Origin of the sequence: Mesorhizobium sp. NZP2298 (assembly GCF_013170825.1) — a bacterium.
Taxonomy (GTDB): domain Bacteria; phylum Pseudomonadota; class Alphaproteobacteria; order Rhizobiales; family Rhizobiaceae; genus Mesorhizobium.
In genome coordinates this window covers 4854440-4873679 of the sequence record NZ_CP033365.1, presented here as the reverse complement: position 1 = coordinate 4873679, position 19240 = coordinate 4854440, and the positions used below count along the sequence as shown (strand labels likewise).

Below are 19240 nucleotides of genomic sequence, written 5' to 3'. Positions count from 1 at the left end.
TGCGTGTCGAAACCTGACGTTAGGACAATCGGCGAAACGATTTCCCCTCTGTGTGTGCGCGGCCGCTCCCGAGACGCGGCGGCACTGATGCGCGCCAAGAGGGACGCGGCGCCCGGCCAGATGTCAGGTGGCGACATTCCGGAGACCGCTCACAGGCGCGTCTATGCCGATCTGAAGCAGCGGCTGATGAGCGGCGACTTCGTGCCGGGGCAGAGGCTTGTCGTGCGTCATCTGGCGGAGCAGTTCGAGACAAGCGCAATGCCGGTCCGCGAGGCGCTGCGACAACTCGTCAGCGATGAAGCGCTCTATGACCATCCGAACCGCGGGGTGATCGTTCCCGAGGCGACGGTGGATACGATCGGGGATCTGACACGCGTGCGCTGCAAGATCGAGGGCGCCGCTGTCGAATGGGCGGCCGCTACCATCAGCACGGCTGAGCTGGAGCAGTTGGAGCATGTCAACGGGGCAATGGGCGAATGCGTCCGGGTTCGGGCCATGGTGGAATATCTGACGCTCAACCGCCGTTTCCATTTCACCATCTACCGCGCTGCGCGTTCCGTCCAAATCAACCAGATCATCGAGCGCATGTGGCTTCGTGCCGGCCCCTGGCTCAATCTCGTGCGTGACGGAACGATGGCCGGCACCGGCCTGCACCATCATGAAGAGATGATTGCCGCCCTGCGGAGCGGCGACGGCAATGCTGCGCGCCAGGCGCTGGTCGCCGACATCACCGACGCGGCGGATGTCATCCTGCGCGCGGCTGCGACGCCTCTGCGCGTTCTGCCAAAGGCGCGGCGGCGCCCTGATGCCAGGAGCAAGAGGACCTTGTCGCTATGACTGAGGGTTCGACCGCCACCCGGGCGCATGTGGAATTCCGCGATATCGCAAAGAGCTACGGCAACGCCGTGCAGGCTGTGCGTGACCTCAACCTGGATATAAGGCGGGGCGAGTTTCTGACCCTGCTCGGTCCTTCCGGTTCGGGCAAGACAACCGCCCTCATGATGCTCGCCGGGTTCGAGGAGCCGTCGCAGGGCGAGATCCTGATCAACGGCCGGCGTATAGACAATGTTTCGCCGAACCGGCGCGGCATCGGGATGGTGTTCCAGAACTATGCGCTTTTCCCGCATATGACCGTTGCGGAAAACCTGGCGTTTCCCTTGCAGGTCCGCCGCATCGGCAGGGCTGAGGTTGAGGAAAGGGTCAAGTCTCTTCTCGAGATGGTCCGCTTGCCAAGTCTGGGCGCGCGCAGGCCGGATCAGCTTTCAGGCGGACAGCAGCAGCGGATCGCTGTGGCGCGCGCACTCATCTTCCAGCCGTCGCTGGTGCTGATGGACGAGCCGCTCGGCGCCCTCGACAAGCAGCTTCGCGAGCAGATGCAATATGAGATCAAGGAGATCCATGCCCGGCTCGGTGTGACATTCGTCTATGTCACCCACGACCAGACAGAGGCGCTGACCATGTCGGACCGCATCGCGGTCTTCAATGCGGGCTCGGTCCAGCAACTGTCGAACCCGGCTGAACTCTACGAGCGTCCGCAGACCAGCTTCGTGGCGAACTTCATCGGCGAGAACAACCAGTTCCACGGAACGATAGTGCGCAAGCAAGGCGACACCGCCATCGTCAGGCTGAACGATGGCGCAGACGTTGTCGCGATGCCGGTCGGCGAACATCCCTCGTCCGCCAGTGCCGCCACCATCGTGTCGGTCAGGCCGGAGCGGGTGAGCCTTCTGGCCCGAGCCGGCGAACGCGACAATGGGTTCGTCGCGACGGTGCGTCAGGTCATCTATGTCGGCGACCATGTCAGAATAATCTGCGATGTGCCCGGCATGGGCCCGATCGTGCTCAAGACACCGAATGAAGCTGGCCGGCGCGATGTGTGTCCCGGTACGGAGGTGAACATAGGATGGTGGGCGCGCGACTGTCTTGCGCTTGCGCCATGAGGATAGGGCCGGCAGGAGGCCGGACAAGGGGAGGACAACATGACTGCAACGCCCAAGGTGATCATCACCTGTGCCGTGACGGGATCCATCCACACGCCGACGATGAGTCCCTATCTGCCGATCACGCCCAACGAGATCGTGGAAGCCGCCGTCGGAGCGGCCGAGGCTGGCGCCGCCGTGATACACCTGCATGCGCGTGACCCGGAAACCGGCAAGCCCACGCCCGACCCGCGACTGTTCATGGACTTTCTGCCGCGCATCAAGCAGCAGACAGACGCCGTTATGAACATTTCGACTGGCGGGGGCCTCAAGATGTCGCTTGAGGAGAGGCTGGAGGCCGCCCATGCCGCAAGGCCGGAGTTGTGCTCTCTCAACATGGGATCGATGAACTTCGCGCTCCACCATATCGTGCCGAAATACGATACGTGGAAGCACGAATGGGAGAAGCCCTATCTGGAAGGAACGAAGGGCGGCATCGTCTCAAACACGTTCGAGCAGATCGAGAGGGTCATCGTCGAGGTGGGGCAGGCCTACGGCACGAAGTTCGAGTTTGAGTGCTACGACGTCAGCCATCTCTACACCCTGGCCCACTTCCTCGACCGCAAGCTGTTGACGCCTCCTCTTTTCGTGCAGACGATCTTCGGCCTGCTCGGCGGGATAGGAGCGAGTCCGGAAGACATGATGCACATGCGCCGGACCGCCGACAGGCTCTTCGGCCGGGATTATCTCTGGTCGATCTTGGCGGCAGGCAAGCACCAGATGGGGCTGTGCACGATGGGAGCTGTAATGGGAGGCAACGTCCGCGTGGGCCTGGAAGACAGCCTCTACCTCGCCAAGCATAAGCTCGCCAAGAGCAATGCCGAGCAGGTGGCGAAGATCAGGCGCATATTGGACGAGCTTTCTTTGGAAGTGGCGACCCCGGAGGAGGCGAGAACCATCCTCAAACTCAAGGGTGGGAACGAGGTGGCGTTTTGACGAGGGCACCGGTCATTACCTTTGCCGGCGTCGTGCACCCCTGGATGTGCGATGCGATGGGACACCTCAACGTCCGGCATTATGTCGGGATGTTCGACGACGCCAGCTTCCAGTTGCTAGGCCGCGTCGGCGGGCTGGAGATGGACACGAAGCGCTACGGCTGGGCCGATGTCCGCATGGAGATAGACTATCTCCGGGAGACGTCGGCCGGCACGAATGTTTCGGTCCACTCGCACGTCGAAGCCATCGGCACATCCTCGCTGACCTATGTGCATAGATTGACCGGGACGCTCGATGATATCCCTCGGGCCCGAATGCGTGTTGTCAGCGTGCATTTCGACCTACTGGAGCGCTGCAAGGCCAAACTCCCAGTCGAAATGCGGGACCGCGCTGAAAAGCTTGGGATTGCGGACCAGACGTAACCTTGGCCACCCGAGCCCGCTGAGCAGATGAACGGCAATGCTCAGCCGGAGGCGCGGAACGGCAAATAGCCGAGTTCATTCAGGATCACGATATCCGGATGAATCAGGCGGTTTGCGATTTGGCTCGCCCTTGTTGGTTCGCACTGTCTTTCGACAACCGTTTGATTTGCTTGCTGAAACGACTGCGGTGCTATCGACGGAACAGTCCCAAGGGATCGTCGTGTCCAAAGGACATCCAGTTTGGCTGGGGTTCTTGGAGGGGTTTTCGAACTTTCTGTGTCGCACCCCAGCCGGAATTGCATGCGCTTATGGGACATTCGCTAAGGTCAGTCACCTACAGATGACCAACTCCAACGGAGCAGATCGTCCAGTCGGTCGATCTCTGCAGTCGCTGCCTAGAAGCGATGGCTTGCATGAACGGCCAAAGCGTCATTCGCTCCGCCGCAGCTCTCGCGTATGATCAGCTTCGGCACGATGAATTCCATTCCGAATTTGACTTCGATGCTGCCTTCAACCAAGCCGATGAGATGTCTGGTTGCGCTGCTGCCCAGCTCTTCAGTTGGCTGGGCGACCGTCGTCAGGCGAGGGACAGTGTATTGTCCCTCCAGAATGTTGTCATAAGCGACGACCGCGACGTCTGCTGGAACGCTGAACCCGAGGTCTGCCGCGGCGCGCAAAATGCTGATCCCGGCGAGATCATAGGTGGCGAAGATCGCGCTCGGCCTTGCGGGCGCTTCCAAGATGCTGCGCGCAAGCTCGTGGGACGACTGGCGGTCGTACTCCTGGCTGTGATGTAGGACCGGCTTGAAGCCTGCATCGGTCATCGCATGCGCGTATCCCCGTGCGCGCTCGCTTGGCACCCGAACCGGGCCGCAAAGCGCAGCGATGTCGGTGTGGCCAAGCGAGAGGAGATGGCGGGTCGCGGTGACCGCGCCAGCAAAGCTGTCCGTAGCAAGCAGAAAGGCGTTCGGCGCATAGTTGATGCGGCGGTCGAGCAGGATGAAGGGTACGGCGATTTCCGAAAACAGGGCAGTCAGTTCATCGGAGCTGCTGCCGCTGATCAGAAAGAGCCCGTCGACCTGCCGGTCGAGAAAGGTACGGACATAGCGTAGTTCCCGCTGCGCATCCTGCTCGCTGTTGCCGAGCACGAGCGTATATCCCGACAGGTCAGAGCAGTTCTCGATCACCCGAGCCAGCTCGGCGTAGAACGGGTTGGAAATATCGGGAACGATCAAGCCAAGCACACGCGACCGCTGCCCCCGCAAGGCCTGTGCCACGCGGTTCGGGCGGTAGCCAAGCGCAGCGATGGCGTCGAGCACGCGCTGCCTTGTTTCGGCCGCGACCGGCCGCGGCCCGTCATTGACGACATAGCTGACGACGGCTGTCGAGGTCCCTGCGCGTCTTGCAACATCGGATCGAGTGACCATTACCTGCCTTGCCCCGAGAAACCGGCGAACTCTCCGTCAAGTCCAGCATTCATGCATGTGGTCCATGACATGACTCAAGAAGGAGCTGTTCTTGTCGGCATATGCGCTGATGGCGGTGAAATGATCGCAACCCTCCTGCGGATGGGCCTGGACCTTGTTGCCCCCAGCCTGCCAGGCCGCGCAGAACGTCTCCGACTGCCGCCAGAATTCTTGGCTCTCGTTGGAACCCCAGCTGACAAGCAGCGGTATTCCGTTCTGCGGCACGTGCAGTATCGGACTGTTACGCCTGATCTGCTGGCCGTTGAACTGTATCTTCGGTTGGATCCACGTGTACTGGAAGGGCTCGATATCATAGAGCCCGCTGATCGGGCAGCCCCCCTTGATGACGTCCGCCGGCAGCCCGTAGTCGTTGACCCAATCGGTCACCGCCATCATCGCGGTCAGATGGCCGCCGGCGGAATTGCCGGTCACATAGATCCGGTTGCCGTCGGCGCCGAATGTGGCGGCGTTCTTGTAGGTCCAGGCAATCGCGGCCCGGCACTGGCGCACGATCTCGTCGACGGTGACTTTTGGGCAAACGTCGTAGTCGATGATGACGGTGGTTACGTCATTGCCGGTAAAGCCCTTGGCCACCCAGATGTAGTTTTCCTTTTTCAGGCGACCGTCGAACCAGTAGCCGCCATGGATGAAGACCACGATCGGCGCGCCGGTCGTGCTGGCGGGATAGATGTCGAGCTTCTCCATACGGGTTGGTCCGTAATGGACGTCGGGCGTGCGGTTGAGGGTTTTTCTCGCCTTTTCGGCCTCCGCAATGCGGCCGGCGATGATTTTCTCGAACGCCTTGGGGGCGTCTATCCTGAGCTCGGGCCTGTACTCCCAGTCGAGCTGTTCCTGCGTTTCGAACTGACGGTACAGCGGCATTCGAACATCCTTCCCTCTTATCTGCACACGCAGCGTGGCGCAGAGATCCTGTTGCGTCCAGCCCGTGGCATGACGCTCTTTTTTGCGCCGGCACTTCGGCCAACCATGCTTGCAAGACCAATTCTACTCGTGTAGATAACATTTAAACGAGGTAATGTCGAGCATCCGGCCGATCGCCCATGCGTGCATCAGCCTCCGATAAGCGACGCGACCAAGTCTGGAGAATGCGATGAGTGGCAAGAGGATCCTGATCGTCGGCGAGACTTGGTTCACGACGGCGACGCACACCAAAGGCTTCGATTCCTTCACCACGACATCGTTCGGCGAGGGCTATTCTATCCTCAAGGCCGCACTCGAGGCCGGCGGTTACCAGGTCGATGTCATCCAGAACCACGCCGCTCCGACGGATTTCCCAGACACTGTCGACGGGCTGCGGAAATACGCGACCGTCATCCTGAGCGACATCGGGGCCAACACGCTGCTGCTCGCGCCAAAAACCTGGCTGCACGCGCAGCGTTCGCCCAACAGGCTCGACGTGATCGCGGATTACGTGAAGCGCGGCGGTGGACTGGTCATGGTCGGCGGCTATCTGACCTTCACCGGGATCGAGGCCAAGGGTTGCTGGAAGGATACGCCGGTCGAGGCCTGTCTTCCCGTTCGCCTGATGGCGACGGACGACCGGCGCGAACATCCCGAAGGCGTTGTCGGCACAATCGTGCGCGATACCCATCCTGTCTTCAATGGGGTGCAGGGGCCGCTGCCGGCATTGCTCGGCTACAATCGTGTGACGCTGGCCGAAGGCGCGGAGCTCCTGGCGACGATCGGCAACGATCCGCTTCTGGCCTTGACCGAACATGGCAAGGGCCGCACGGCTGCCTTCATGTCGGACTGCAGCCCGCATTGGTGTCCCGCCGAATTCACCAATTGGCCCGGCTACAAGGCCATGTGGTGCAATCTGGTCGCCTGGACGGGTCGCGGTTGACGACGCCGATGCTTGACCTTCTGCACGACTGCGACCCCGGTAACGACGACGCACTCGCCATCCTGGCCGCGCTGGGACATCCGGCGGTGCGGCTTCTGGCTGTGACCACGGGGGCTGGACATCTTGCGAGCGACCGCACCGCGATCAATGCTGCGATCACTGTTGCCGCGGCCCATCCGCTGGTCGCGCCCGTCTGCGAAGGCTCGGTCGGGCCACTGCTTCGCGAGCGCCTGATCGCCCGCATTCTCGATATGGAGAGCGCGCTCGACCCCGCTCGCGATGATCTGGCGCGCGTCGAACTCGACCCGCAGCATTCCGTCGATCGGATCGCGGCCGAGGCCGCCGCGCATCCCGGCCTGACGATCGTCGCTACCGGACCGCTGACCAATCTCGCCCTTGCCTTGCGCCGGCACCCGCGGATCCAGCCGCTCATCGGCAGGATCGTCACGCTCAGCGGTGCGTGGGGCCTGGGGACGAAGACGGCGGCGGCCGAATGGAACATCCTGTGCGATCCCGAGGCGGCGGCGATCGTCTATGGCTCGGGCATTGCGTTGACGATGGTCCCGGTGGACGCGAGTGGCACCGTGCCGATCACGCATGCGCTGATCGATCGTGTCGCGGCACTTCCTGCGCCTGCCGCGAAACTGGCCGCGGAATTGCTGGCATCGCTGCGCGCAACGCACCGGCCGAACATCCTTACGCCGACCGAGGCGCCGCTGCATGATCCCTGCGCGGTGCTCGTGGCGGCGCAGCCGGGGATTGCGAAGACCGTCAGGGCCCGCGTCGATGTCGAGACGTCACCAGGGCTGAACTATGGCCGCACCGTCGTCGATTTTCTCGGCAGGTCCGACAAGCCGACCAACTGCGACGTGGTCATCGAATTCGATATCGAGGCGACGCAAGAGGCTCTTTTCGCGTCGATCGCATCGATCGCGGCGCTGCAGCGCGGCGATGTCGAAGCAGGCAGCATAATTCCAGCAGCACATCAAACGAAACAACAACAGGGAACACGATGATGATGAGAATCCTTTCGAAGTTACTGGCCGGCGTTGCCGGCGGATTGCTGTCCGTCTCGATCATGGCGGGCGCGGCCAACGCGGCCGACAAGCTCAGCGCCGTCTACGTGATGAGCGACAATCTGGGCGACATGGGTTTCAACGACAATGCCGCAACCGGCTTTGCCCGCGCGGAGGCGGATGGCGTGCGCACGCGCCTGCTGCAGGCCTCGCCGAGCGACCCGCAACTGTGGCGCCAGAATCTGGAAGCGGTTTCCAATTCCGGCGAATGGAACATCATCTTCACCGGACCGAATATGCACGACAATCTGGCGGCGGTCGCGCCCCAGCATCCCGAACAGAAATATGTCTTCTTCGACGATCAGCTGGATCTGCCGAACGTTCTTTCGGTGAAGTACGCGCAAAACGAGGGATCCTATCTCGCCGGTGCGCTCGCGGCGATCGCGGCGACGGACAAGGCGGAGTTCCCGCTTTCCTCTGGTGAGCCGAAGATCGCGGTGGTCGCCGGCATGGATCTGCCGGTCATCCAGGACTTCATCGTCGGCTTCAAGCAGGGCGCCAAGACGGTGGTGCCGAACATCGAAGTCCAGGTGATCTTCATCGGCAACTTCAACGATGCGCAGAAGGCCTACGACCTCACCAAGACCGCCATCGAGAATGGCGCCAACGTCGTCTACAACGTCGCTGGCCCCGCTGGCCTCGGCATATTGAAAGGCGCTGCGGATGCGAAGAAATATGCAATCGGCGTCGATTCCGACCAGAACGGACTGCACCCCGACAACGTCCTGGCCTCGATGCTGAAGCAGATCGGCAACTCGATCTACGACTCGATCGGGCAGGTTCGCGACGGCAAGGCCGAGTTCGGCAAGCTCAAGATCTACGGCCTCGCCAACAACGGTGTCGGCCTGGTCTACAACGATGCCCTGGTGCCGGCCTCGGTAAAGGCGAAGATCGACGAGGCGAAGGCGAAAGTCGTCAGCGGCGCGCTTAAGGTCGAGACGGCCTTCAAGTAGACTTGGAAGCAGACGGGCGGGTTCGGTCCCGCCCGTCATCTCGTTGGTGGACTTGTGCCATGACCGGCTCGGATGAAATCCTGCACCTTTCGGGGATCGCCAAGACGTTCGGCGAGAAGGTGGCATTGCGAGACGTCGCGTTGAGCGTCCGGCGCGGCGAAGTCCATGTCATCTGTGGCGAGAATGGCGCGGGCAAATCGACCTTGATGAACATCCTGGCCGGCATCCACCAGCCGAGCGCCGGCGTCATTCAACTCGATGGCCGCAAGGTCGAGATCGCCAGCCCGATCGCCGCGAGCCGGCTCGGCATCGGCATGGTCCACCAGCATTTTACCTTGGTCCCCTCGATGACGGTCGCGGAAAACATTTTCCTTGGCCGGCATCTCACCCGGCTGGCGATCTTCTCCGACCGCAAGGCCATGGTCGCGCGGGCCACGGCACTCATAGAGCGCTACAATTTCGGCCTCGATCCGCGGACGCCGGTCCGCGACCTGTCTGTCGGACAGCGTCAGCGTGTCGAGATCCTGAAGGCGCTCGCCTTCGACGCCGAACTGCTGATCCTGGATGAGCCAACCGCGGTGCTGACGCCTCCCGAGGTCGATGAGTTGATCAACGTCATCGATGGGCTGCGCTCGCGCGGCCGGACGATCCTCTTCATCACCCACAAGCTTCGCGAGGTGAAGGCGGTGTCGGATAGGGTGACGGTGCTGCGGCACGGCAAAACCATATCGACGCATCTGACGCGCGACGTCAGCGAGGCCGACATCGCCCGCGACATGGTCGGCCGCGATGTCTTTCTCGTCGGCCGTGCCGGTCAGTCGCGCAAACGCGCCTTCGGCGAGACCAAGCTCAGGCTTCGCCATGTCGCGGTGGCCAATGCCGCCGGCAGGCGGCTGCTCGACGACATTTCACTCGAGGTCCGCGCCGGCGAGATCGTCGGCATCGCCGGTGTTGACGGCAACGGGCAGACCGAGCTGTCCGAAGTCATCGCCGGGTTCACCGATATCCAGGCCGGAACGATCGAATTCGACGGCAGGGACGTTACCACAGTCGACGTGCCGGGCCGCCAGCAGGCAGGCCTCGGCTTCGTCCCGGAAGACCGGTTGGATCGTGGCCTCAGCGTCACCATGAGCGTCGGCGAGAACCTGGCCGCGACCAACTACAGGCTTGCCGGCCTGATCAGGCACGGACTGGTGCGCACCGACAGGGTTGATGCGTTCGCGGCAGGCAAGATCGCGGAGTTCGACATCCGAGGCGCGCAACCGTCGACGCCGGTCGGCAGCCTTTCGGGCGGCAACATGCAAAAAGTCGTCATCGCACGCGAGTTGAACCGCGATCCCACGCTTCTGGTGGTCAGCCAGCCAACGCGGGGCCTCGACATCGGCGCCGCCGAATTCATCTACGAGCGCATCATGGCGGCCGCCGATCGCGGCCGCGCCGTGCTGCTGATATCGTCCGAACTGTCCGAGATATTCGCGCTCTCCGACAGGATCGGCGTGATGTATTCGGGAAAGCTGTTGCGCGTCCTCGAGCGCGGCGATGCCGACGAAGTGACGGTCGGTGCGCTGATGAACGGTTCGCTCGGGGCGGTCAACTGATGCGTAGCACTGTTATCGACCTGCTGAAGGCCATCCGCGCGCCGGTCGCCGCGATCGCGCTGACGCTCGCCATCGGCTTCGTGCTGGTTGCCGCCATCACCGACGAGCCGGTTCGCGCCTATCGCGACCTGCTTCTGGCCAATTTCGATTCACTCGGCAATTTCGCCCTGTTCCTCAATCGCGCAACGCCGTTGACGCTGATCGCGCTCGGCGTGATCTTTTCGTTCCGGGCCGGCGTCTTCAATGTCGGCGGCGAGGGCCAGCTCTATGCCGGTGCCATCACCGCGACCGTAATCGGCGTCTCCCTTTCCGGTCTTCCGACGGTGGTGCTCTTTCCGCTCGTGGTCGTCGGGGGCATTCTCGCTGGTGCGTTGCTCGGCTGGATACCCGCAGTCCTCAAGGTCAGGCTTGCCGTCGACGAGGTCGTCACCACGCTGATGTTGAACATCATTGTGCTGTTGTGCACATCCTATCTCGCCAATCAGATCATCCGCGACCCAACCAGCTACGGCGCCGTCAGCGCCTTGCTGCCGCAGAAGATATGGCTGCCGGCGTTTCCCGGCGTGCCGGGCGCCACCAGCGGCATCATAGTTGCCGCCTTGCTGTCGGTGGTGAGTTGGGTGGTGCTTTTCAGGACGGAATGGGGCGCGCAGCTGCGCGCATCCGGCACCAATCTGCGCTTTGCCAGGACCATCGGCGTTCCCGCCGACAGGCGTATTGTCATGGCCATGCTGCTGGCCGGGGGGTTCGGCGGTCTGGCGGGTACGCTCTACGTGCTGGGGATTGGCCATCGCTTCGAACAGAATTTCTCCCCCAACTACGGGCTGGTCGGGCTCACATGCGCCTTGCTGGCGCGCATCCACCCGATCGGCGCGCTGGCGACGGCCTTGTTCTATGCCATGATCATTAATGGCGCCGCCTACATGCAGATCTCCACCGACGTGCCGCGTTCGCTGGTCAATCTCCTCACGGGCCTTCTTGTGCTCTTGATGACGGCTCGGCTCAACGCCCGGGCGAGGGGCTAGGCCGATGGCATACATCTCCTTTCTCGCCTCGGTGCTCGAACAATCCTCGCCGATCGTGTTGGCCGCCTTGGCCGCGATGATCACGCTGCGCGCCAATATCCTCAACGTTGCCGTGGAGGGGATGATGCTGGTGGCCGCGTTCACAGCCATTGCCGTCGGCAATGCATCCGGAAGTGCGGCACTTGCGCTTTTGTGTGCCCTGGTTGCGTCGATCCTGATGTCGCAGCTTCTGGCGCTGATGACCTTGCGGTTTTCCGCGGATTTCATCGTTGCCGGCCTCGGCATCAACCTTCTGGCCGCCGGCGGCAGCCTGTTTGCGCTGGAATGGTTCTACAGGAGCCCCGGTGGCCTGCGTCCGATCACCTTCCCCGATCTCTGGCACATTCCGGCTGGTGCGCTTTCACTTGTGCCGCCGCTCGGTCCGGCGCTGGAGGGGCAGAGTGTGATTGTGGTCCTGGCGTTCCTGGCCGTGCCGGCCTGTTTTGTCTTCCTCTACAAGACGCCGGTCGGCTCCTATTTGCGCGCTGCGGGCGAAGACGAGCATGCGGCGCGCTCCGCCGGCATCGATGTTGCACGCATGAAGGCGCTGGCGCTTGCCATCAGCGGCCTCCTGGCGGGTCTCGCCGGCGCGCAGATATCGATGGACAAGCTGCACTTCTTCCTTCCGGAAATGACCAGCGGCCGTGGTTTCATCGGCCTCGCCGCGACGCTGTTCAGCGGCGGCTTGCCCTGGACAACGGCTGCCGCTGCGGTGCTGTTCGGCTTCTTCGGGGCGTTGGGCGACCGCCTTCAGGCGCTCGCAATCCCCTCGCAGTTCGTCCTGATGTTGCCCTATCTCGCGGCCATTCTCGGACTGACATTCGCGCGCTGGCGGCTTCACCTCCGCAACCGACCGGCCAGGATTCTCGAACCGGCGCCAGCGAGCGGGTCATCCGATCCGCAACGTTCAAATTTTTGACCACCATGACGCAAGGCGGCCAACCCATGCAGCGAGAAGATGACTTCGTGTTTCATTTCGGCGGCCATGCGCCTCGCAGGACCGTGCGGCCCGGGGAGATCTTCACGGTTTTCACCGAGGACTGCTTTTCCGGCAAGCTGACCGATGTCGACGGCCGGCCGCGTGAGGTTGCGCCATACCCGAAGGTCAATCCGCTGACAGGGCCGATTGCCGTCGACGGCGTCGTCGCCGGGGACATTCTCGCCATCCGCCTGATCGCGCTGGAGCCCGCCCGCGACTGGGGCGTCGCGACGATCTCGCCGGATTTCGGCTTGCTCTCGGGCACGCGTGCCAATCCCAACCTCCAGCAGCCACAGGACGAGCGCGTCTGGATCTGGACCTTCGACGCCGACCGCACCTCGCTTGTGACGCCGACGCGTTCCGGGGCTCGGCTGCAAGTCCCTTTCCGGCCATTTCATGGCACTCTGGGAGTCGCGCCAGCGCATGGCGAAGTCCGCCTCGGCGTCGTCCCGGGTGACTTCGGCGGCAATCTCGACATTCCGGATCTCGGCACCGGCGCCACGCTCTACATCAGGGCCAATGTCGATGGCGGGCATGTCTATATCGGCGACGGGCATTATGCGCAGGGCGACGGCGAGATCGCGGGTACCGCGATCGAAGGCGCCTTCAACACGACATTGTCGATCGACCGGCTTGCGCCTGAAGACGGGTTCGATTGGCCGAGGCTGGAAACCGAGAGCCACATCGGCGTCATCGGCTGCGCACGGCCTGTCGAAGACGCTGTCCGGATCGCTGCATCAGGCCTTGTCAGATGGGTCGCTCGGCGGACGAAACTGGATCTGATGGACGCCCACCAGCTTGTCAGCCAATGCTGCAAATTGCGCGTCGGAAACCTGGTCAATCCGTCCTTCAGCGTCCTTTGCTCGATTCCAAAGAGCGTCTTGCCTGTCTGAAGATGCCGCACGGCAAAATGATCCGATCTGCGGCCAAACTTACCGCGCCATTCGGATCACCCAGCGAAGTTGCGCGACAGGATCGAAGGGTTGCTGGACGGGTTGCGATCGCCCGGAGACGGCGAGCCCATGCAGGAACGGGAACCTGGGCCGGGGAGGGAAAATGTTGGGGCGCAGAACGGAGATGCACGCCCGCCGCCGGAAAGGAATATTCCCGCCACCGGAGTGTCGCGCGACTTGAATGTGCCCGTGGACACAGCCTTCGCACGAGAAAAAGCGGCTCTTGAATCTCGTGGTGTCGAACTGCCACCGGAATCAAGGGGAGGTTCATCCGGTCTTCAGGCAACCGTTTGATCTACTTGCGGAAACGGTCGCAGTCGGCGCAGCAACGGGTGCACAGCAGACAGCTTTAGCGAGAGAGAGTCCAGTTTGGCTGGGGAACCTGGATTCGAACCAGGACTAACGGAGTCAGAGTCCGTGGGTCTACCGTTAACCTATTCCCCAGCAGGCGCGGTCACGAACCGCGCGGGCCGAACGGCTGAGCCGCTTGAGCGCTGCCTTGTAGCCGCCAGCGGAAAATAGTCAAGCCTGCTTTGCGGTTCAATCGCCACGTTTTGTCAGCCGGGTGCAGACCCATTGCCTCGCAGCGCTTCAAGCGCGGATATGAAATCCAATCCGCGCCTCAGCTCTCTGTCCGGCTGAATTGCGAGCGTTCGAAGAACAGTACGATGCCCAGTCCCAGAAACAGCGGGATGATGAGATAAAACAACCGGAACACCAGCAGCGCCGCCAGCACGCCGACCGGCTCCATGTCCGAAAGCCCGGCCAGGAACACCACCTCGAACACGCCCAGCCCGCCAGGCGCGTGCGAGATCTGGGCGACCGAGAAGGAGACGAGGAAGACGCCGAGCACGACGAAATAGCCGGGATTGTGGGCCTCGGGCAGGGCGAAGAAGATGATGGCGGCCGCGGCAAGCAATTCAATCGGGCCGATCAGCAATTGCCTGGCGACGATCGGCAGCGCTGGGTAGTGCAACTGGAAGCTGGCGATCTTCAGCGGGCGCAGATGCAGCCAACTGCCGAAGACGTAGGCGGCGACGATCAGCAGCATGGCGATACCAGCCGCTTCCGACAGGCCGTGATGGGCGATGCCCGAAAAACGATCGATGATCTGAGGCTCGAATACCAGCACGAGGCCGGAGGCCAGAATCGTCGACAACACGAAGGTGATCCAGCAGATCGCCACCAGCACGCCGACATCCTGGCCGGTCAGGCCCCTTGTGCCATAGGCGCGGTAGCGGATGACGGCGCCGGAGAACACCGAGCCGCCAATGTTGTGCGACAGCGCGTAGGTGGTGAAGGAGCATAGCGTCACGAACAGCCACGACACCCGTTTGCCGATATGGAGCAGTGCGATGTGGTCGTAGCCGGCGAGCGCGGCATAGGCGATGACCGAACTCAGCGCTGCCAGGATCCAGCCGCGGGTTGGAATGGCCGCGAGCCCGTCCCAGACATCGTCGAGCGAAATGCCGCGCAGTTCGTGCCAGAGCAGCAGCAGCGAGAAGATCACCGCGGCGATGCCGACGACCGGCCAGAAATAACGTCTCCAGTTCATTGCCTGACTGCCATGCGCTGCGTGTCCGCTTCCTTTTCGCCTGATGGTGGGAAGCCGGCTGCCCGGCGACTTCCGTACATTTCAGAAATGCCTCATTGAAGCCGGCTATTCAACCGCGAACACTTGTCGCGCCGCGGCCGGCAAAGATCCGCCCGCGGCCAAGATGGCGCGAAGGCGCCGGCATGCGGTGATCGCATCGGCTTTGACAGGAGATTGTCTTCGCCGGCATCGCGTACCAACAGCCTCGCGGGCACATTTCGCGGCGGGGCGAAAGGCGGTTCGCGCCCAGCCGCAAAATTCGGCGTGCGGCTCTTGGTGATCGGGCACGGCACTGTTAGTCTGGCGGCAACTTGAAACATGCCAAAGCGCCTGCTGCGTCCGTCACCGGTTCGCGCGGCGCCGGAAGGAACGATAGTGGAAGACCGCGACACCGGCGCAGGCGCGCCGGAGGTGGGCGCGTCCAGCGCTTCCCCAGGGCCATCGGGCTCGGGGACAGCCGGTTGGCAGCAACGCCGCCCGACGGAGCCGCACTCCGCCGACGGGCAGGCGGGCGACGCGACCCATCACCAGAAGGGCAAACCCAAGAAGCGGCGCAAGCGAAGGCGCGGACGCAAGGTCTTTGCGCGCGATGAAGCGCAGGACAATCGATCGCCGGTGCCAGGCAAGGCTGCTGCTTCGGCCGTGGAGCCGAAGCAGCAGCCGGCCGGCCCAGCGATCTCGCCCGTTCTCCAAGCGCCGCGCCACGAGCAGGGCACCCGCCGGCCGCCGGTGCACGAGCTTCCCGTATTCGCGGCCCTCGACCTCGGCACCAACAATTGTCGGCTGCTGGTCGCTGTTCCCACGCGCCATGGCCAGTTCCGCGTCATCGACGCCTTTTCGCGCATCGTCAGGCTTGGAGAGGGGCTCACCGCCAACGGCCGGCTCGGCAAGCCGGCGATGGACCGCGCTGTCGAGGCGCTGAAGGTCTGCGGCGACAAATTGCGCAGCCGCAAGATCAGGAAGGCCAGGCTGATCGCCACGGAAGCCTGCCGCTCGGCCGAGAACGGCGTCGAGTTTCTTGAACGCGTTGAGCGCGAGGCCGGGTTGAAGCTCGAGATCATCGACCGCCAGACCGAGGCGCGGTTGGCGGTTTCCGGCTGCGGCTCGCTGGTCGAGCGTGACACGCAAGGTGTCGTCCTGTTCGATATAGGCGGCGGCTCTTCCGAAATCGCGCTGATCGATCTCACCGGCCGCCGTTCCCCACGTCTCGCCAACCACATCGTCTCGTGGACGTCGCTGCCGGTCGGCGTCGTCTCCTTGGCGGAACGCTTTGGCGGCCGCACCGTGACGCGCGAAATCTTCACCGCCATGGTCGACGACGTCGCCGGCCGGCTGGCCACCTTCGATGGCCGCGACCGGCTGAGCCACCTCAAGGCCAGCCCGAACTTCCACCTGCTCGGCACCTCCGGCACGGTCACGACGTTGGCCGGTGTTCACCTTGATCTGGAACGTTACGACCGGCGGCGGGTCGACGGGCTGTGGATGGACCGCGACAGCGTCGACCGCATGGTGGAGAGACTGGTAGGCTGGGATTTCCAGCAACGCTGCGCCAACCCTTGCATCGGTGCGGACCGCGCCGATCTGGTGCTGGCTGGCTGTGCTATCCTGGAAGCGATCCGTGCCGTCTGGCCGTCGGAGCGGCTGCGCGTCGCCGACCGTGGGCTGCGCGAAGGCATATTGAGCGAGCTGATGGCCGATGACGGCGTCTGGCGCAACGATGGGCGTGGCAGGGCATGAACGTGCTCAAGCAAGAAATCAGGCAATGACCAAGAAACCGGAAAAACCAGGGTCGGCCAGCATTCGCGTGCTGAAGACGCGGATCAAGAAGAAGAGCGGCCTGAAGGAATCGTCGCGCCGCTGGCTGCAGCGCCACATCAACGATCCCTATGTCCAACGGTCGAAGGCCGACGGCTACCGCTCGCGAGCCGCCTACAAGCTGATCGAGATCGACGACAAGCACCATTTGCTCAAACCCGGCATGAAGGTGATCGATCTGGGAGCCGCCCCCGGCGGCTGGTGCCAGGTCGCGGCCGCGCGCACGAAATCGACGGCGGAAAATCCGCATGTCGTCGGCATCGACTATCTGGAAATGGATGCCGTGCCCGGCGCGCCGGTGCTGTTAATGGATTTCCTGGACGCGGATGCTCCGCGCAAGCTGTCCGAGGCGCTGGGCGGCGATCCCGATGTCGTGCTGTCCGACATGGCCGCACCCACCACCGGTCACAAGCGGACCGACCACATCCGTACCATGCATCTGTGCGAAGTGGCGGCCGACTTTGCTCTGTCCGTGCTGAAACCGGGCGGGCATTTCCTGGCCAAGACCTTCCAGGGCGGCGCTGAAAACGAGCTGCTTTCGATGTTGAAGAAGAATTTCCGCTCCGTGCATCACGTCAAGCCGCCGGCCTCGCGCGATGAATCGGTCGAACTTTATCTGTTGGCGAAAGACTTCAAGGGGCGAGAGTCCGGTCCGCCGTCAGGTGGATCGGAACGTCCAGTGGACGTTCCGAAGGACTCGAGCGCCCGGAGCCATAGCGAAGGGCCGGGGGACGCCGAAGCCTAAGCAGGCCACCAATTGCCGGTCCGCCGTCAGGTGGATCGGAACGTCCAGTGGACGTTCCGAAGGACTCGAGCGCCCGGAGCCATAGCGAAGGGCCGGGGGACGCCGAAGCCTAAGCAGGCCACCAATAGCCGGTCCGCCGTCAGGTGGATCGGAACGTCCAGTGGACGTTCCGAAGGACTCGAGCGCCCGGAGCCATAGCGAAGGGCCGGGGGACGCCGAAGCTTAAGCCTATAAGCAGCCTTCGGCTTACTCGCCCGGCGATCTCGCAGGTTCCAGTGTCTTGGGCGTTGTCAGCCGGCCATGGCCGGAGACGGCGTTGCCCGCATCGGGCGCCAGCCGCATGAACGACAGCGACGCCGCCGCGGATACGGCCGCCACGATGAAGAAGGCGATATGGAAATCGCCCAGCGTCAGCGGGCCGCCATGGATCGAGGTCGAGACTTCCAGGATGCCGCCGGCGAGCGCCACGCCGAGCGCGATCGACAGCTGCTGGAACACCGCCGTGATCGGCGTTGCCTTGCTGGTGTCCTCGGCCGACACCTCGGCATAGGACAGCGCGTTGACGCCGGTGAAGAACATCGAGCGGATGAAGCCGCCGACCAGCAATATGGCCAGCATCAGCACGTAAGGTGTTTCGGGGGTGAAGAGGCCGTAGATGGCGATCGATGCGGCGGCGACCAGCGAGCCGACGATCAGCACGCGGCGGAAGCCGGCAACGCGAAAAATCAGCGCGGTGACGAATTTCATGCCGATGGCGCCGATCGCCGAGACGAAGGTGATCATGCCGGATTGGAACGGCGTCAACCCGAAGCCGATCTGGAACATGAGCGGCAGCAGGAACGGCACCGCCCCGATGCCGATGCGAAACAGCGAACCGCCAAGCACCGACGAGCGGAACACCTGGTTGCGGAACAGGTCGAGTGCCAGCAGTGGATTCCTGGCGCGGCGCGCATGCATCAGGTAGAGCGCGCCCGAAAGCAGCCCGACGGCCACGGTGATGAAGCCGGTCGCCGGCGGCAGATAGGGCAGGCTGACCACGGACAGGCCGAACACCACACCGGATGCCGCCACCCCGCTCAGCACGAAGCCGACGAAGTCGAGCGGCGGCGTCTCCATCGATTCGGTTTCCGGCAGGAAGCGTGTGGCCAGCCAGATACCGATCAGGCCGATCGGCACATTGATCAGGAATATCCAGTGCCAGGTGAAATAGGTGGTAATGAAGCCGCCGATCGGTGGACCGACCAGCGGTCCGACCAAGGCGGGAACAGTTAGCCAGGACATGGCGGCGACCAGGTCGCTCTTGGGCGTGGCCCGCACCAGCACCAGGCGCCCAACCGGCGTCATCATCGCGCCGCCAATGCCTTGCAGGAAGCGCGACACCACGAAGGCCGGCAGCGAACCTGATAAGGCGCAGGCGACCGAACCGACGATGAACACCGCGATCGCGGCGCGAAAAACGGTCTTGGCGCCGAAACGGTCGGCCATCCAGCCGCTGATCGGAATGAAGATGGCCAGCGACACCAGATAGGCCGTCAACGCCAGCTTGAGCGCGATGGGGCTGGTATGGATGTCGATGGCGATCGCCGGCAACGATGTCGCGATGACGGTCGAATCCATGTTCTCCATGAAAAGTGCGACCGCCAGGATGAGCGGAATGGTGCGATTCACGAGCGTGACCGTTTCAAATTTTCTTTCCGGCTGGGAGGAAGCCGGTACAGGGGCGCGGTTATCACGGCTGGACACCAATGTCGTGTTAATTTGCTGTCACTTTTGTGCGACTGCAACCAGCGGTGGCG

The 19240-nt window shown here is 63.2% G+C and carries 17 protein-coding genes and 1 tRNA gene; 13 read left to right on the top strand and 5 right to left on the bottom strand.

Translation table 11 applies throughout. The features are described 5' to 3' along the window. Window positions 1–87: 87 nt before the first annotated feature. From EB231_RS23730 to EB231_RS23715, 4 genes are read left to right on the top strand one after another with little or no spacing between them, the layout of a single operon-like run. Window positions 88–837 (top strand): GntR family transcriptional regulator, encoded by a 750-nt coding sequence (locus EB231_RS23730; RefSeq protein ID WP_172350952.1) that lies wholly within the window; start codon window positions 88–90, stop codon window positions 835–837. Further along, window positions 834–1940: an ABC transporter ATP-binding protein gene (locus tag EB231_RS23725; protein WP_172350951.1), complete on the top strand. Its 1107-nt coding sequence runs from the start codon at window positions 834–836 to the stop codon at window positions 1938–1940. The genes EB231_RS23730 and EB231_RS23725 overlap by 4 nt, the downstream gene beginning before the upstream one ends. A gap of 39 nt (window positions 1941–1979) precedes the next feature. Continuing rightward, the gene (locus EB231_RS23720; RefSeq protein WP_172350950.1) at window positions 1980–2915 is read left to right on the top strand and encodes a BKACE family enzyme; all 936 of its coding nucleotides are present in this window, start codon (window positions 1980–1982) and stop codon (window positions 2913–2915) included. Then, complete coding sequence (locus tag EB231_RS23715; protein ID WP_246740702.1) at window positions 2912–3337, top strand: acyl-CoA thioesterase; 426 nt, start codon at window positions 2912–2914, stop codon at window positions 3335–3337. The genes EB231_RS23720 and EB231_RS23715 overlap by 4 nt, the downstream gene beginning before the upstream one ends. Before the next feature lie 395 nt (window positions 3338–3732). Here the strand turns inward: EB231_RS23715 and EB231_RS23710 are convergent, their stop codons facing one another. Together EB231_RS23710 and EB231_RS23705 are read right to left on the bottom strand one after the other, a co-directional pair. Beyond that, window positions 3733–4764, bottom strand: coding sequence for a LacI family DNA-binding transcriptional regulator (locus tag EB231_RS23710; RefSeq protein WP_172350949.1), 1032 nt, complete (start codon window positions 4762–4764; stop codon window positions 3733–3735). Between the two features lie 36 nt (window positions 4765–4800). Continuing rightward, window positions 4801–5685 carry an alpha/beta hydrolase gene (locus tag EB231_RS23705; RefSeq protein WP_172350948.1) on the bottom strand — a complete coding sequence of 295 codons (885 nt, stop codon included), beginning with the start codon at window positions 5683–5685 and terminating at the stop codon, window positions 4801–4803. 229 nt (window positions 5686–5914) lie between these two features. Between EB231_RS23705 and EB231_RS23700 the strand changes: the two genes are divergently transcribed. Genes EB231_RS23700 through EB231_RS23670 form a run of 7 tightly spaced genes read left to right on the top strand, consistent with a single transcriptional unit; the run spans window position 5915 to window position 13230 of the window. Beyond that, a complete protein-coding gene (locus EB231_RS23700; RefSeq protein WP_172350947.1) occupies window positions 5915–6667 on the top strand; it encodes a glutamine amidotransferase in 753 nt (250 codons plus the stop codon). Window positions 6668–6675: 8 nt separating this feature from the next. After that, window positions 6676–7683, top strand: a complete 1008-nt coding sequence (locus EB231_RS23695) for a nucleoside hydrolase (RefSeq protein WP_172350946.1) — start codon at window positions 6676–6678, stop codon at window positions 7681–7683. Next, entirely contained in the window at window positions 7683–8696 is a 1014-nt protein-coding gene (locus EB231_RS23690) for a BMP family lipoprotein (RefSeq protein ID WP_172350945.1), read from the top strand. Before EB231_RS23695 ends, EB231_RS23690 begins: the two co-directional genes overlap by 1 nt. 59 nt (window positions 8697–8755) lie before the next feature. Further along, window positions 8756–10294, top strand: a complete 1539-nt coding sequence (locus EB231_RS23685) for an ABC transporter ATP-binding protein (RefSeq protein ID WP_172350944.1) — start codon at window positions 8756–8758, stop codon at window positions 10292–10294. Continuing rightward, the gene (locus EB231_RS23680) at window positions 10294–11319 is read left to right on the top strand and encodes an ABC transporter permease (RefSeq protein ID WP_172350943.1); all 1026 of its coding nucleotides are present in this window, start codon (window positions 10294–10296) and stop codon (window positions 11317–11319) included. Before EB231_RS23685 ends, EB231_RS23680 begins: the two co-directional genes overlap by 1 nt. Window positions 11320–11323: 4 nt before the next feature. Beyond that, window positions 11324–12277: an ABC transporter permease gene (locus tag EB231_RS23675; protein ID WP_172350942.1), complete on the top strand. Its 954-nt coding sequence runs from the start codon at window positions 11324–11326 to the stop codon at window positions 12275–12277. A gap of 26 nt (window positions 12278–12303) precedes the next feature. Further along, window positions 12304–13230, top strand: coding sequence for an acetamidase/formamidase family protein (locus EB231_RS23670; protein ID WP_172350941.1), 927 nt, complete (start codon window positions 12304–12306; stop codon window positions 13228–13230). Between the two features lie 430 nt (window positions 13231–13660). Here the strand turns inward: EB231_RS23670 and EB231_RS23665 are convergent. Together EB231_RS23665 and EB231_RS23660 are read right to left on the bottom strand one after the other, a co-directional pair. Further along, window positions 13661–13734 (bottom strand) — tRNA-Gln (locus tag EB231_RS23665). A gap of 178 nt (window positions 13735–13912) precedes the next feature. After that, window positions 13913–14845: a lysylphosphatidylglycerol synthase domain-containing protein gene (locus EB231_RS23660; RefSeq protein WP_172350940.1), complete on the bottom strand. Its 933-nt coding sequence runs from the start codon at window positions 14843–14845 to the stop codon at window positions 13913–13915. Window positions 14846–15202: 357 nt separating this feature from the next. On the opposite strand from EB231_RS23660, the gene EB231_RS23655 reads away from it, so the two are divergent. After that, window positions 15203–16621 carry a Ppx/GppA phosphatase family protein gene (locus tag EB231_RS23655; protein ID WP_246740701.1) on the top strand — a complete coding sequence of 473 codons (1419 nt, stop codon included), beginning with the start codon at window positions 15203–15205 and terminating at the stop codon, window positions 16619–16621. Window positions 16622–16646: 25 nt separating this feature from the next. Further along, window positions 16647–17444 carry an RlmE family RNA methyltransferase gene (locus EB231_RS23650; RefSeq protein WP_172350939.1) on the top strand — a complete coding sequence of 266 codons (798 nt, stop codon included), beginning with the start codon at window positions 16647–16649 and terminating at the stop codon, window positions 17442–17444. Between the two features lie 246 nt (window positions 17445–17690). Here EB231_RS23650 and EB231_RS23645 read toward each other — a convergent pair whose 3' ends face one another. Further along, window positions 17691–19112, bottom strand: a complete 1422-nt coding sequence (locus tag EB231_RS23645) for an MFS transporter (RefSeq protein ID WP_172350938.1) — start codon at window positions 19110–19112, stop codon at window positions 17691–17693. Window positions 19113–19240 lie beyond the last annotated feature (128 nt).